Here is a 14940-nt window from a genome sequence, read left to right on the forward strand (position 1 = left end):
CGAGAAGGGCCAGCCCATGCATGCGCGCAGACTCCTGATCGGTGTCGTACCCCTCGCCCTGGTGGCCGCCACCGCCTGCGGCGGCGAGGACGCGTCGACCACCACCAGTGACTCCGGCAAGAAGCTGGACAAGGTCACGCTGACCCTCAACTGGTATCCGTACGGCGAACACGCCCCGTTCTACTACGGCAAGCAGCAGAAGATCTTCGAGAAGCACGGCATCGACCTGGACATCCGGGCCGGTCAGGGCTCCCAGAAGACGGTCCAGGCGACGGCCGCCGGGCAGACCGACTTCGGCTGGGCCGACACCCCGGCCCTCCTCGCGGGCGTCGACCAGGGCGTCCAGGTGAAGAGCCTCGGCGTCTTCCTCCAGACCACCCCGGCCTCCGTGCAGTCCTTCGACGCCAAGGGCATCGACGGGCCGGCCGATCTGAAGGGGCGCACGATCGCCGGGACGGCCGGGGACGCGCTGTCCAAGACCTTCCCGATCTTCCTGAAGAAGAACGGCATGGGGGAATCGGACGTCACCGTCCAGAACACCGACCCGGCGGGCAAGATCGCCGCGGTGATCTCGGGGAAGACCGACGGGCTGCTCGGCTACGCGAGCGACCAGGGCCCGATCATGCAGGACAAGGCCAAGAAGCCGGTCTCCTACATCCGGTTCTCCGAGCACGGACTGAACTTCTACTCCAACGGGCTGCTCGCCGGGCAGAAGATCCTCAGCTCGAAGCCGGAGGTGGCGGAGCGCATGGTGAAGGCGGTCAGCGAGGCGTGGGCGGCCGCCGCGAAGGCGCCCGAACCGGCCGTGGCGGCGATGGAGGGGGCCTCCGAGCAACTGCCGCCGAAGGCCGTGCTGTCCGAGCAGTTCGCGACGACGCTGACCCTGCTCCACACGGCGGCGACCGAGGGCAAGGCGCCGGGCGTCAACACCGAGGCGGACTGGCAGCAGACCATCGACGTGTTCGCCGAGGCCGGCATGGTCACGAAGCCGAAGGCCGTGGGGGAGTACTGGGACACCGAGAAGGCGCTGAAGGGATGACGATGCAGAAGCAGCGGACGACGTCGCGCACCGGGTCCACCGCCGGCACGGGTCCGGCGGCGGCGGTCCGGCTCGCGGACGTGTCGGTCCGCTTCCGCAGCAAGAAGCGCGATGTGACCGCGATCGGCGATGTCTCGCTGGACGTGGCGCCGGGCGAGTTCGTCGCCATCGTCGGACCGTCGGGGTGCGGCAAGTCGACCCTTCTCAAGCTGGTGGCCGGCCTGCTCACCGCCTCCTCGGGGGAGGTCCTGCTCGGCGGCGAGCAGGTCACCGGGCCCCGGCACGACATCGGCTACGTGTTCCAGCGCGCGGCCCTGCTGGAGTGGCGCTCGGCGCTGCGCAACATCCTGCTCCAGGCGGAGATCCGCCACATGGAGCCGGCGTCGGCGCGCGAACGGGCCGACGACCTGATCCGGATGACCGGACTGACCGGCTTCGAGGACGCCTACCCGCACGAGCTCTCCGGCGGCATGCAGCAACGCGTCGCGCTCTGCCGGGCGTTGCTGCACGAACCGCCGGTCCTCCTGATGGACGAGCCGTTCGGCGCGCTCGACGCCCTCACCCGCGAGCAGATGAACACCGAGCTGAACCGGATCTGGCGGACCACCGGAACCACGGTCCTGCTGGTCACGCACTCCATCTCGGAGGCCGTCTACCTGGCCGACCGGGTCGTGGTGATGAGCCCGCGCCCCGGCACCGTCACGGAGGTCATCGAGGTGGGCCTGCCCGCCGAGCGCGACTACAGCGAGACGCTGGGCCGCCCGGAGTTCCGAGCCGCGGCGGCGCACGTCCGGGATCTGCTGGGCGCGGTGTCCGCACACGACTGAGGGGCCGAGGGGCCGAAAAGGAAGCGATACGTGCCGGGCAGGCCTCCTGCCCGGCACGTATCGCGTCGGGGGTGTCCGGGACGTCCGGGACGCGTTGCTCCCGGCGGGAGGGCTACGGCTGTCGCACCGCTTCGGCCGCGATGCCGGCCGCGCGCAGCCTGCGCGCCAACAGTTCGATCTCGGGTCCGGTGCCGTGGTGGCCGCCGCCGAGTATCAGCTCCAGCAGCGCCCGTGCCTGGGGGAGCGTCCGCCCGCCGTCGGTCCGCAGGACGCGGAGGATCGGCAGCCGCCGGACAGGGGCTTCCGCCAGGACCAGTCGGGCTGCGCCGTGCTCGGCGAGCATCCGGGCGCGCAGGTGGTCGGGAAGGGCGTCGCCGCACACCAGCACCGTCGAGTCGCAGCGGGAGCACCGGTGCTCCTCGTCCCACCGCAGGCGGTCGTCCAGCACCGCCTGCGTTCCCGAACAGCGCAGATCCGCCCCGCACGTGTCGCAGGCGGCCGACCAGTGGACCGTGGCGATGTTCATCCCGGCACCCCTCCCGGTAAGGGAACTCAGCTTCGTTAAGGACTCTAACCGAAGGCGTTGCGAGACTATCTAGTGAGAGTTATGGTCTATAACTAAAGCGAGTGGCCGTAGACGGGCGCTCGTGGTGCTGGACCCGGCCCGGACTCTCCCGCGCCCTGGCCGCCGCTGCCCGAAAGGACCCCTCATGACCGCCTCCCGCCCCCTGCACACCGTCCTCGGCTCGGGACCCGCCGGAACCGCCCTCGCCCGCGAGCTGGTCCGCCGGGGGCGGCCCGTCCGGCTGGTCGACCGGTCGGGGAACGGGCCCGCGATCGAGGGCGTCGAGCGGTACGCCGCCGATGTCGCCACCCCGGAGGGCGCCCGCGCGGCCGTGGCCGGGGCCGACGTCGTGTACCACTGCGTCAATGTCGGCTACCACCTCCAGGTGGAGGTCATGCCGAGGATCCAGGAGGCGGTCCTCGGGGCCGCCGACGCGGAGGGCGCGCGTCTGGTCGTCCTCGACACGCTCTACCCGTACGGGCGGACGCACGGCGAGGTGATGACCGAGGACACCCCGTGGAACGCCACCACCCGCAAGGGCCGGATGCGCGCCGAGCTCGACGCCCGCTATCTCGGAGCCCACCACGAGGGGCGGCTCCCCGTCGTCCTCGGGCGCTCCGCCGACTTCCTCGGGCCCGGCGTCCTCAACTCCACGCTCGGCGGAGCCGTCTTCCCCGCCGCGCTCACCGGGCAGCCCGTGCCCGCGCTCGGCGACATCGACCTGCCGCACAGCTACACGTACATTAAGGACGTCGCGGCCGGCCTCGCCACCCTCGGCGAACACCCGGACGCCCACGGCCGCGTCTGGCACCTGCCCACCGCGCCGGCCCGCACCACCCGCGAGATCCTGGCGCTCGTCGAGGAGCGCACCGGCCGGCCGATCGACCTCGCCGTCGTCGCCGAACCCCGCCCCTTCGGCCCGTTCGACGAGACCTTCATGGCGGAGTACGCCGAGATGTTCTACCAGCACACCGAACCGCAGATCCTCGACTCCTCCGCCATCGAGAAGGCCTACGGACTCGCCCCCACCCCGCTGGAGACGGCGCTGGACGCCACCCTCGCCTGGTACGCGGAACTCCTCGCCGCCCAGCACTGAACGCGGTCCGGCCCCGGGCGCCGTACCGCGCACCCGGGGCCGGACCGCCGACACCCTCGTTCAGTAGCGCAGCCGGGACAGATACCGGTAGCTGGCCCGCGCCGAGGCGAACGGATCGGCCGGGGCGTCATGCTCCACCAGCCACTGCTTCACCCCGCCCTGCCGCGCTGTGTCGAACATGGCAGGGAAGTCCAGGATCCCCGACCCGACGTCCGCGAAGTCCCCGTTCGGCGCCATGTCCTTCACATGGAGCGCGGGGAAGCGGCCCCGGTGCCGTACGAACAGTTCGCCCGGATCGGAGGAGCCGCCCTTGGCCGCCCAGTACAGGTCCAGCTCGAAACCGACCAACTCCGGATCGGTCTCGTTCAGCAGGATGTCGTACAGGCTGACGCCGTCCACCACTTCGTGGTCGCCGCCGTGATTGTGGTAGAGCAGCTTGAGCCCGGACTCCCGGGCGGCCAGCCCCGCCCGGTTGAACTGCCGTGCCACCTCCCGGTATCCGTCCGGCGAGTGCAGCGAACCCGGCAGGCTCGGCACCACGATCCACTTGCCGCCCAGCGTATGGACGTCCTCCAGCGCCTGCGGCAGCCCGGAGCCCGTCACGATGGGGTAGCCGACGTGCTCCAGCACCGCCTTGAGGCGGTTCCGGTCCAGCATCTGCCGGATCGCGGCGGGGGAGTTGCCGTGCCGGCCGCTGACGCCGACCGTCGCGTACCCGATCTCCGCGAGCTGCTCCAGCGTCCCCGCGAAGTCCGCTGCGAGCGGCGTCCGCATGGTGTACAGGTGCATCCCGATCCCCGACCGGGGGATGCGCCGGCGACCCCGCCGGCCGGCCGCCGCGGCCGGGGCCGCGCCGATCCCGACGGCGGCCACCGCCCCCAACGCCGTACCGAGAAAGGCTCTTCGGGCTCCGTTCACGTGCTGCGTACCCATGGGGCTCCTCACTTCACGTCGATGCGGACGGCGCCGGTGCTCGTGTCGCCCTTGTCGTCGGTGACCGTCAGACGCGCGGTGTAGGCGCCCTTGCGGTCATAGGTGTGCTTCGCCGTCGCGCCCTCGGGTCCGGACGGCTTCACGTTGTCGCCGAAGTCCCAGTGGTACGAGGCGATCGTGCGGCCCTGTGCGGGCCTGACCGTGCTGCTCAGCGACACGGCGAGGGGAGCGGTGCCGGACGCGGGTCCGGCCTTCACCGTCACCTTGGTCCCGGCCTTCTTCTCCACGCCCGGACCGTTGAAGTGCAGCCAGTCGACCGAGAGCAGATCGGCCTTGTCGGGACTCCAGTCCGGGTTGGTGAAGACGGCGTACAGCGTGGTCGTGCCGCCCGGGTTCTTGAGCTTCGTCGTCGGAGAGACCAGCTTCTCGTAGCCGCCGGTGTTCGGGATCCTGACCGAGCCCAGCAGTGCGCCGGTGGGAGAGCCGGCCCGGAACTCCACCGTGCCGCCGAGCCCGCCGGAGGACGCGCCGACCGTCACCGATTCGACGCCCTTGAGGTTCACCGGGTCGAAGGCGATCCAGTCGCCGTCCTCGATCTCGATCAGCCGCTTCCCGCCGGACGCGTCGGCCCGACTGCCGATGTCCGCACCGCCGTTCGCACCGCCCGTCGTCGTCCGGTGCTCGGCCTCACGGAAGGAGGTGCGCAGGGTCAGCGAGGTGGAGCCGGTCAGCGCCGGGGCGTCGGGAGCGCCCTTGTCCTCGTACTGTGCGGTGATCCCGTAGTAGAGGTTCTGTCCCGGACCGTGGCTGTCCCCGGCGTCCGTGACGATCTCGCCGGTGCAGCCCGTGTAGTTGTCCAGCGGATGCAGATGGGTGTCATGGCCGAGCTGCGACTGCACCACGACCCGCGAGCAGTCGATCGGACCGCTCCGGCCGTCCTCCTTGTCGGTCACCTTCACCGTGAACGGGATCGTGTCCCCGAAGCTGAACATCCCTCCGTCCGGCGGCTGTTGGATCTTCACCTCGGGCCTGGTGTTGCCCACCGTGATGTCCTGCACCGCCAGCGCCGTCAGTTCGTCGGGGCCCGTCACGGTCAGCCGCGCGGTGTGCAGCCCCTTGGCGGTGTACGTGTGCGTGGGGTCGGCCTCCGTGGAGTCCGTGGTGCCGTTGCCGTCGAAGTCCCAGGCGTAGCCGACCGGTTGATCGCCGGGCAGGCCCGAGCCCTCGCTGGAGAACTTCACGGTCAGCGGGTCCGTTCCGCTGTCCCGGTCGACGGAGATCTTGGCGTCGGGCAGCCGGCCGTCGCCGACGTAGTCGATCCGGTAGATGCCCGCGCCCTCGTTGCTGCCGCCCCGGCCGGTGCCGCTGCCCAGACCGAAGTCGATGACGTACATCGCTCCGTCAGGACCGAAGTCCGCGTCGAAGGGCTGGTTCCACTCCATGTCCTCGAAGATGCCGTTGACCGACTGGAGGTCCCCCGCCTTCACGGGGTCGAACCGGGGATCGGTGAAGGTCTGGTCCTCGCTCTGGAACGAGAACGTCTTGAACCAGCGCCGGGTCAGCTCGTAGTTGAACGCCTTCCCCTCGAAGTACTCCGGGAACTTGGTGCGGTAGGTGTTGTCCGGGTCGTAGTCGTAGACCGGGCCGCCCATCGGGCCGCCCCCGCCGGTGCCCACCTCCGGGAACTCGGCCGAGGCGGAGTAGGCGTACCAGACCGTGGCGGGCTGCGCCGGGGGCAGCTCCCGCAGGCCGGTGTTGTTCGGCGAGTCGTTGACCAGCGCCGAGCAGTCGAACTTCGGCCCGGACGTCTTCGTCGCGAAGTCGTAGTCGTTGAACGGGGTGTTGTTCCCGACGCAGTACGGCCAGCCGAAGTTGCCCGCCTCGGTGATGCGGGTGTACTCGACCGTGCCCTCCGGGCCCCGGTCCGGCTTCGCCGCGCGGGCGTCGGGGCCGTAGTCCGCGACCATGAGGGCTCCGCTCAGCGGATCGGTGGTGATCCGGAACGGATTGCGCATGCCCATCGCGTAGATCTCGGACCGGGTCTTCTCCGTACCCGGGGCGAAGAGGTTCCCCTCGGGGACCGAGTACGTCCCGTCGTCCTCGGGCGTGATCCGCAGGACCTTGCCCCGCAGATCATTGGTGTTGCCCGCGGTCATCTGCGCGTCCCAGGCGCGGCGGCCCTCGCCCTCGTCGATCGGGGTGAAGCCGTCGGATGCGAACGGGTCGGTGTTGTCGCCGGTCGCCGCGTACAGGTTGCCGTCCTTGTCGAAGGTGAGCGAACCGGCCATGTGCGAGTTGGCCCGGCCCTCACCGCGCAGTGTCGGCACGGTCAGCAGCCGCTTCTCGGACGCCGGGTCGACGGTGTTGCCGTCCGCGGTGAAACGGGACAGGTTCAGCCGCTTCTCGACCTTGTCGGAGTACAGGAGATAGAGCCAGTTGTTCTCCGCGAAGCCGGGGTCGAGCGTCAGCCCCAGCAGCCCGTCCGACTGGCTGGTCATCTCCGGGGTGTACGCGAAGTCCAGTGCGGTGGAGACCTTCATCGTCTCCTGGTCGATCACCTTCAGTTTTCCGGTCCGCTGGGCGAAGAACACCCGGCGGTCGGGAGCGACGGCCAGCTCGAACGGGTCGGCCAGGTCACTCGTGGCCAGCGGGGTCCGCTGGAAGGAACCCGTGCGTGTCGCGGTGCAGTCGCCCTCCGCCGCGCCGGCCGCCCACTGGATGCCGCCGAGGAGGTGCTTGACGAACCCCTCCTCCTGGAAGGACGCCTTGTCGTGCCCGCCCGCCGTGAACCACGAGCGGCCCCCGTCGTAGTTCTGGCACCAGGAGAACGGGTGGTCCACGCCCTCGTCGAGCCCGTCGATCCCGTCGCGCACCTTGATCTGGGCGAGGGTGTGCACCTTGGACGTGGGGTTGGTGCGCCAGTTGTACCACTCCTCCTGGCGCTCCCAGAGGTCGGGAAGGTGCCGGGTCGAGGGGTGCGCGTGGTCGAGGACCTTGACCCGGCCGGTCTGCGGGGTGGGGTGCTTGTCGAAGATCGCGCCGACCAGGCCTTCGTACCACTCCCAGTCGCGTTCGCTGGCGGAAGCGGAGTGCAGCCCCACCCAGCCGCCGCCCGCCCGGATGTACCTCTGGAGTGCGGCCCGCTCCTCGGCGTTGAGCAGGTCACCCGTCTCCGGGGTGGAGTTGGTGTTGTTGAAGACGATCGCCTGGAACCGGCCGAGGTCGGCGTCGTTGAAGACCGAGGAGTCGGCGGTGGCCTCCACCTCGAAGTCGTGCTCGGCTCCGAGCTTCCGCACCGCCTCGATCCCGGCCGGGATCGAGGGATGGTCGGAGTTGGTGACCTCGGAGTAGACGAGCACCCGGTACGAGGCGGCCGCCTGCGCGCTGGGCGGCGACGCCACCAGCAGGGCGAGGACCAGTGCCAGGAGAGAGGTGAGGGCGATGAGGGGGGACGGGCCGCCGGGGGATCGACCGACGCGGCCGGCCCGGCGTAACGAACGGCGTCTCATGGGGCGCTCCCTGTGCGGTAGATGCCGACTGCGGGGTGTAGAAAGCGCTTTCTGAAGTACGCCGTTCAGAGTAGGTTCAGCTCTCCGACGGGGTCAATGGGTCTGCAGGGCCCACCGTGCCGCGCGGGGCGCGGGGCCCGGTCGCGCGTGGATGTCGGTGCCGGGCGTTACGGTCGAATCCCGGCGACAAGCCGCCGGCACCCCTCGAAACGGAGGCCCGGGATGACCGCCGACGCCGCGATCACCGCCGCCGATGTCCGCTCGGCCGCCCTGTCCCTGCCCGACACCACGGAGAAGCTCGCCTGGGGGCAGCCCACTTTCCGGGTGGCGGGCAAGATCTTCGCCTCGCTCGGCGACGACGAGACGGCGATGGGCGTGAAGTGCCCCCGGGAGGACCGCGCCGAGCTGATCGCCGCCGAGCCGGAGAAGTTCTTCATCCGTGAGGGGCACGACGACCACTACGCGTGGATGCGCGTCAGGCTGTCCGCCCTGGAGGACGAGGCCGAGCTGGCCGCCATCCTTGCCGACTCCTGGCGGCAGGTCGCCCCGCGCCGGCTGGCGGCGGCGCACCCGGAGCTGGACGTGGCGGGGGAGGAGTCGGCGGGGGAGGACGAGGGGTGAGCGCGGCGGGTCACCGGAAGCGGTGGCGGCCGGGGGTGTGCGGGCGGGGCTGATGAGTGCGGTGGCGAGCGCGCCGGGCTGACGGGGCGGACGTTGCCGGCCGGGTCGACGGGTGCGGTGGCGTGCGGGCCGGGCTGACGGATGCGGCTCGCGGCGCGGGCGCGTGCGGATCGTGCTGACGGGCCGGGCTGACGGGTGTGGCGGGCGGTGCGGGCGTGCGGGCTGGGCCGTGCAGGTCCGGTGTGCGGGCCCGCGGATCAGGGCCGCAGGAATCCGGTGATCCGCTCCCGCAGACCCCGCGGATCCAGGCCGTGCGCCGTGAGGTGCTCCTCCAGCTGCCCGTACCGGCGCAGCTCGGCACGTCCCACCCCCAGCCCGAGCACCCGGTGGGGCAGGTCGATCAGTGCTTCGCCCGCCGCGGCGGCGGAGGTGCCCGCCAGATACGGCTCCACGATCACCACGTCCGCGTTCGCGGCCGCACCGGCGGCCCGGCGCACCCCCGCCGCGTCGAACGGCCGCACGGTGGTCGCGTACAGCACGGTGACGTCCAGTCCCTCGGTGGCGGCGAGGACGTTGTCGAGCATGGGGCCGACCGCGATCACGGTCCCGCGCCGCCCTTCGCGCACCACGGTGAACCCGGCCGTGCCGCTCACCGGCAGCGCCTCCCGGTTCGCCTGGAGCGAGAGGCGTACGTACACGCGGTCGTCGCCGGCGACCGACTCCCGCAGCAGGGTCTCGGCCTCGTCCGGATGGCCCGGCACGTGCACGGTCCAGCCGTCGAGGGTGTCCATGAGGGCGACGTCACCGGGGGCCATGTGCGTGAAGCCCCCGGCCGGCCAGTCGTACGAGCCGCCGGCGCTCACCAGGATCCCGCCGACACCCTGGTGCCCGAAGTCCAGCTTGACCTGCTCGAACGGTCGCTCGACCAGGAAGCTGGCGAAGGTGTGCACGATCGGCCGAATTCCCGTCAGCGCCATCCCCGCACCGGCCCCGACCAGCAGTTGTTCCCGGATGCCGACGTTGATCACCCGGTCCGGGTGGGCGCGCCGGGCCGGTTCGAAGCCGTCGGCGCTGATGTCGGCGAGGACGACGGCCAGCCGGGGCTCCTCGTGCAGGAGCCGCGAGGCGGTGCTGATGAATCGGTCACGCATGGTGTCCATGAAGGGGTCCTTCCCGGGGGCTCCGGTCAGCGGAGCGGCGGTCGCGCGGTGGTGGTCGTACGGGGGTGGTGAGGTCAGCTCTTGGGTTCGACGTGGGCGACGACGGCCAACGGTTTGCCCGGGTGGGGTGTGGTGAACGCCGCGTACAGGGCCTCGTGGTCGCGACCGTCCACGGTCACCGCCGCCCATCCGGCGGACGCGAAGCGGGAGGCGATCCCGCCGGGCCAGCCGTGGGTGGCGGACGCGTTGTCGATCACCAGCGTGTGGAGCTGTTCGAGCCCGGCGGGGCCCGCGTGGGCGATGGCTTCGTGATTGCTGCCCTCGTCCAGCTCGGCGTCGCCGATCAGGACCCATACCCGGGGATCGGTGAGGCCCTGGGCGCGCAGCCCCAGCACGGTTCCGACGGCGAGCGGCAGCCCGTGCCCCAGCGACCCGCTGCCGATCTCCGCCCCCGGCACCAGCAGCCGGTCCGGGTGGTGGCCGAGCGGTGAGTCGTACGCTCCGAAGCCGGGCAGCAGCTCCTCGCCGAAGAAGCCGTGCGCGGCGAGGACGGCGTAGTACGCCATCGGCCCGTGCCCCTTGGACAGCAGGAAGCGGTCCCGCCCGGGGTCGTCGACCGTGTCCGGTGTGACGCGGAGCACCTTGTCGTAGAGCACCCACAGGGCGTCGAGCGTGGAATGGGCGGCGGGGGCGTGCTTCTCGGCACCGGTCATGAGGGCGATCAGGCGGTCGAGGTCATGGAATTCGCGGAGTTCGCGTACCGGCGCGGCGGTCGTGTTCGTCATGACACCGAGCGTTCAACATCAACCGTGGTTGAGGTCAAGCCCGGAATGGTGTTGGTGACCACCTGCTGGAGTGCGGTATTGTTCTCATGCGCGTTCAGCCAGGGGAAACCCCAGGTCAGACGGGCAACGGGACGTGGCGCAGCTTGGTAGCGCACTTGACTGGGGGTCAAGGGGTCGCAGGTTCAAATCCTGTCGTCCCGACTCGAAAGAGTCGCAGATCAGGGGCCGTTTCAGAGCAATCTGAGACGGCCCTTTGGTTATGCGTGGGGACCAGTCCCCAAATCCTGCGACGCTTCTTGACCAGTCAAGGTGCACTACAGGTGCAAGTCGGCCGCGTGGACGGAGCGGCTGCCGATGGCAGCCGGGTGGATTCGGTCTCGTAGACAGCAGCGACCTTGTCGTAGCGCCTTCGAGCCGGTCAGCACCGGGCAGTCGATCCTGAGTCGGATCCGAGGCGTTCCCGCGAGGCATCGAGCGCCGAGCGGAGGCGATCCGCGTACGGCAGGTCTTCATGCCGGGTCAACCAGCCGGCTGCCAGGTGCATCACGTGGACTCTCTGGCTCGGCGAGAGTGCCGTGAGGGAGAGTAGATCCTCGATGACCAGACGTACCTTCGGCCCCATGTCGTGCTCTTCGAGCCAGCGCAGGGCGCTGTCGACGGCGCGGGATCGTCGGTCCTCGTCGAGGGCCGGGTGGCGCAGGACACCGGAGAGCACGGAGCGGGACTTCATCGACCGGTCGGTGCTCAGACGGTCCAGAGCGATGTCGATGCCGATACGTGCCTGCTCGACTGACAGGTCTGGGCGTGTGAGGAAGGAGGCGAGCACCGGGCGCTGCACCTTGCCGCCATGGCAGGCGAGCCACCGCAGGCTGACGTCCGCAAGGGACCGTGCCTGATCGCGCGTCAGCCCATCGAGCTGGCTGAGCATGACGGCCATGAGCACGTGATCATCTGGATGTGCAAGGAGCGCGGCGCATCCGAGACGGATGGCACGCTGCAGCTGTGCGGACGGCAGGTCCGGCACGCGAAGGAAGGAGCCTAGAACGGAACCGAACGCCTCGTGCTCCGGGTGGCCGTCGAGCCACGTGAAGGTGAGCGTGACGGCGGTCCGAGCCTGTTCCTGGGTGAGTTCCTCGCAGTGGATGAGCAGGCGAAGGAGTATGGCCGGGGCGGACTGGGCTTCAGGTTGCGACCTCAGCCGTTCCAGGAGAAGGGCTGCGGTGTCCGCCACGCTGTCGGCGGACAGCAACGTGCCCAGGACGCGGGAGGCTGCCGGGTGGTCGGCAGGTCCCTCAGCCGCCCACCAACGTGCGACGGCGATCATCCTGGGGCGCAGCGCCGGCGGGCACCCGTCCGTGGACAGGAGTCTTTGCACTACTCGGCCCGTGCTCGGGTACACCCCTCCCGTCTCTAGCCAGTCCAGTGCGCTTCGGATCAATGTCGCGCGGTCCGGGTCCGGGAGGCAGTCGTCTTCGAGCAGAGCACACAGTTCCGGACCGATGTTCGAGCCTGGGCGCAGATTGGAACGCAGCCACACGAGGCCGTGGTCCACGAGTTTCCGGCGGGCGACCGTGTCGATGTCCGTACGCTGCAGGAAGGCACGGATCACGGGTGCGACTCCGAGGGACCGGTACGGAGTGAGCCACGCCAGCACGCCCGCGACCACTCCATGCAGTCGATCCCTGGAGTGGTCCATGCCGAGCAGACGTTTCAACAGCGCGGGCGTATGACGCCAGTCGGGCCGGGAAGACACCCAGGCGAGGGTGCAGTCGACCACCAGGTTCTCGGTGCTCGGCGAAAGGTCGGGGCGCTCGATCAGCGCGAGCAGAAGATACTCCGTGTCGGTCTGTCCGCCCCGGCGAACGAGCCATCCGACGGCAGCCTCGACAAGGAATGCGGGAGCGGGATCCATGCCTCTCAGGGCGGCGGTAAGGAATGGCTGCGCGGTGTGGTCGGCCTCGGCGCGGGAGAGCCAGGGAGCAACCAGTGTGTTCCACACAGAACGGTCGAACCCTTGCCAGGGCCGGCTCGTCACCATCGTCAGCAGCGCCTGGCCGCCGTCGTCACCGGCACCCGCCAAGAGGTGGCCGAGCGGATCCACGTGGGCCGTAAGCCATTCCCCGCAAAAGCGTTCCAGGGCAGCGATCCGATGGGCGGGGCCAAGCACTGCCATGTCGACGGCCAGCCGTCGGAGATGGCCGGTGAATACGGAGAACGTACGTGCATGTCGCGTGAATGCGGCAAAGAGCGCACCGGCAGCGGCTGCGTCGACGCTCCATCCGGGAGAAGGCATCAGTGACTGCAGCAGCAGTTCGTCGGTGACGATGTCGTGCACCACGACCAGCTGACCGCCAACCTCATCGAGCCACCCGAGAGAGATCAGCGTGTCGACGACGCGCCGCCCTCCGAACGGAACGGCCAGCCCACCAGCCACCGTGAGGAACGTGTCGATGGCCTGTTCGACGACCATCCGGGACTGCGGGCTCGCCGCGACCGCCACGGTGAAGGCCAGCTGCTCGATGGCAGGGGTAGTGATACCCAAGGGGGAGGGGCTGAGTCCAGGGCTCGTGGCGAGCACGTCCCGGCGCATGCCCTCGCGCAGCCAGTCCAGCAGCTCGCCGGGCCGGACCGATGCCGCGACCCCCGCCGTGCGGTGGGCCAGCCCCCGCTCCTCGATCGCCCGCGCGATCAACAGCGCGATCACCGGACGCCTCCCGCAGATCTGGGAGAGTGCCTCGTTCCCCCATCGGCGCACGGTTTCCGGTGCTGCGTGGCGGACTACCTGGTCGATGATCGCGGACTGGTGTGGCCAGTCCTCTCGTACATAGAGCTCGTCGGCCACTTGGCTGCTGCCACGAAGCTGAACAGTGTGCAGGGATCCGGGCCGCACGGAGGCAAGGCACGCCACGGTCACGCCACGTCGCTTGGCCTCTGGGATCAGCACTTCGGCGAGGACGCGCAGGTCGACCTGTGAGCAGGCGTCCAGGTAGTCCAGTATCAGCAGCACCCGTCGGCGGGCGCACGAGAAGATGGATGCGGCCACGTCGTCGACCGTCACGGCGCTGTCTGGCTGGACGTGCAGGACTTGCCAGCCCGTGCGGTCCGCCCGGTGCGCGACCTCGAAGCACGTCCGCGTCTTGCCCGAACCGGCTGGTCCGACCAGTAGTGCCCCTCGTGAACGGCCAGTGCTCAGCCGGGCGAACAGGTGGTCAGGATGCGATGCGTGGTCCATCCCCGGATGGATGAAGGGCAAGTGCTCCTCGTCGAGAAAGCTGCGTCGTCCGAGCAGGCGCCGCATGACCTCGGCATGAGTGCGTACGCGGCCGCGCGCGGCTGGGTCGAACGGCGTCGGCGCGATGTCCTCCCCCGGCGTCACTGGCTCCACCCCGTGCTCGGCCAGCAGGCGCACGAATTCAGGATCTCGGGACACCTGGGAGAGGTCGGTCGCGGTGAGGCTCGCTGCGCCGGATGGAACGTGGTGGCTCGTACACACGCCGACGAGAACGCCGTCTTGCGTGATGATCCCTGCCCCGGACACCCCCTGCCAGGGAGATCCGCTTGACTCCATCGGCGCAGGGCTGCTGAGGGACAGCTCCATCTCGTGGCCCCCCAGGAAGGAGCCCAGAAGGATCGCCCCGGTCAACTGACGCGTTTTCGGCACATCCTGACGCGACGCATGGTCGGGGAACCCGATCGCGATGAACGGTACCGACTCCACGGTTCGGGGCAGAACGCCCCACCGGGCGGGAGGGATGGCGGGCCCGCCCTCCCTGAGAACCAGGAGGGCGAGGTCCACCTCGTCGATCCGGTGCCGCAGCACTGCGGTGACCTGAAGCCTCTGCGTCGACTGCCCGGGAAGTCTCACCTCATAGCTGTCACCGGGTTGAGTGAAGGCGTGGCCGGCGGAGATGGCCAGTCGTGAGGCGAGCATGAAACCGGAAGCAGCGAAACGAGGGAAGCCGTCAGATCCGCGGCGCACCACCATGGCCACACGCTCCAGGGGCTGCTGCGCGGCGATCAGATCAGCCACAGTGGATGCCAATCTCGGAGGAACGACTCATCCACGAGGTCAGTCCTCCAGAACGGCTCCACGCCCCGAATCTGTCAGGACGGAGCCGCCGTTGGCCGTCTCGGCCGAGAGTTCCAAGGACACGGTGTGCGTGGTGGAGGCACCTCCGGTCGCCTTACCGCCAGCCGACAGCACCCAGAACTTGACCCCGCCCTGGGCCTCTGTCGATGCTGTCACCGCGACCTGTACGTCTAGCTTCACCGACTGCACTCGAAGTCGGACCGGTTGACCCTCGGCGTCCGCCATCGCCTGCGCCAACTCACCACGCAGCGCCTTGATTGTCTCCGCCAAGCCGATCTCCACCAGTCCCCCTCTTCTGGACCGCTCCCGGCTGCC

At 69.9% G+C, this 14940-nt stretch carries 11 protein-coding genes and 1 tRNA gene; 5 read left to right on the forward strand and 7 right to left on the reverse strand.

The genetic code is table 11. The annotated features are described in order from the left end of the window. Positions 1 to 16: 16 nt before the first annotated feature. On the forward strand, positions 17 to 1039 hold the full coding sequence (locus IE272_RS13365; RefSeq protein WP_007449918.1) for an ABC transporter substrate-binding protein: 1023 nt from the start codon (positions 17 to 19) through the stop codon (positions 1037 to 1039). Beyond that, positions 1036 to 1866, forward strand: a complete 831-nt coding sequence (locus tag IE272_RS13370; RefSeq protein WP_190006911.1) for an ABC transporter ATP-binding protein — start codon at positions 1036 to 1038, stop codon at positions 1864 to 1866. Before IE272_RS13365 ends, IE272_RS13370 begins: the two co-directional genes overlap by 4 nt. A gap of 112 nt (positions 1867 to 1978) precedes the next feature. On the opposite strand, the gene IE272_RS13375 is transcribed toward IE272_RS13370, so the two are convergent. After that, on the reverse strand, positions 1979 to 2392 hold the full coding sequence (locus IE272_RS13375; protein WP_057666991.1) for a hypothetical protein: 414 nt from the start codon (positions 2390 to 2392) through the stop codon (positions 1979 to 1981). A gap of 184 nt (positions 2393 to 2576) precedes the next feature. On the opposite strand from IE272_RS13375, the gene IE272_RS13380 reads away from it, so the two are divergent. Beyond that, positions 2577 to 3527: an NAD-dependent epimerase/dehydratase family protein gene (locus IE272_RS13380; RefSeq protein ID WP_190006912.1), complete on the forward strand. Its 951-nt coding sequence runs from the start codon at positions 2577 to 2579 to the stop codon at positions 3525 to 3527. Positions 3528 to 3587: 60 nt separating this feature from the next. On the opposite strand, the gene IE272_RS13385 is transcribed toward IE272_RS13380, so the two are convergent. Continuing rightward, on the reverse strand, positions 3588 to 4460 hold the full coding sequence (locus IE272_RS13385; protein ID WP_057666995.1) for a sugar phosphate isomerase/epimerase family protein: 873 nt from the start codon (positions 4458 to 4460) through the stop codon (positions 3588 to 3590). 8 nt (positions 4461 to 4468) lie between these two features. Continuing rightward, positions 4469 to 7969, reverse strand: coding sequence for a ThuA domain-containing protein (locus IE272_RS13390; protein WP_190006913.1), 3501 nt, complete (start codon positions 7967 to 7969; stop codon positions 4469 to 4471). A 222-nt stretch (positions 7970 to 8191) separates the two neighbouring features. On the opposite strand from IE272_RS13390, the gene IE272_RS13395 reads away from it, so the two are divergent. Then, entirely contained in the window at positions 8192 to 8590 is a 399-nt protein-coding gene (locus IE272_RS13395) for an MmcQ/YjbR family DNA-binding protein (protein ID WP_073959525.1), read from the forward strand. A gap of 257 nt (positions 8591 to 8847) precedes the next feature. Here the strand turns inward: IE272_RS13395 and IE272_RS13400 are convergent, their stop codons facing one another. Together IE272_RS13400 and IE272_RS13405 are read right to left on the reverse strand one after the other, a co-directional pair. Then, a complete protein-coding gene (locus IE272_RS13400; protein WP_190006914.1) occupies positions 8848 to 9750 on the reverse strand; it encodes a transketolase family protein in 903 nt (300 codons plus the stop codon). Positions 9751 to 9824: 74 nt separating this feature from the next. Beyond that, a complete protein-coding gene (locus IE272_RS13405; RefSeq protein ID WP_190006915.1) occupies positions 9825 to 10535 on the reverse strand; it encodes a thiamine pyrophosphate-binding protein in 711 nt (236 codons plus the stop codon). A 127-nt stretch (positions 10536 to 10662) separates the two neighbouring features. Here IE272_RS13405 and IE272_RS13410 point away from each other — a divergent pair. Then, a tRNA-Pro gene (locus IE272_RS13410) sits at positions 10663 to 10736 on the forward strand. Between the two features lie 217 nt (positions 10737 to 10953). Here IE272_RS13410 and IE272_RS13415 read toward each other — a convergent pair. Further along, complete coding sequence (locus tag IE272_RS13415) at positions 10954 to 14565, reverse strand: serine protease (RefSeq protein ID WP_190006916.1); 3612 nt, start codon at positions 14563 to 14565, stop codon at positions 10954 to 10956. A gap of 39 nt (positions 14566 to 14604) precedes the next feature. Next, entirely contained in the window at positions 14605 to 14907 is a 303-nt protein-coding gene (locus tag IE272_RS13420) for a trypco2 family protein (protein WP_050362072.1), read from the reverse strand. Positions 14908 to 14940 lie beyond the last annotated feature (33 nt).

This window comes from Streptomyces anulatus, from assembly GCF_014650675.1.
Taxonomy (GTDB): domain Bacteria; phylum Actinomycetota; class Actinomycetes; order Streptomycetales; family Streptomycetaceae; genus Streptomyces; species Streptomyces anulatus.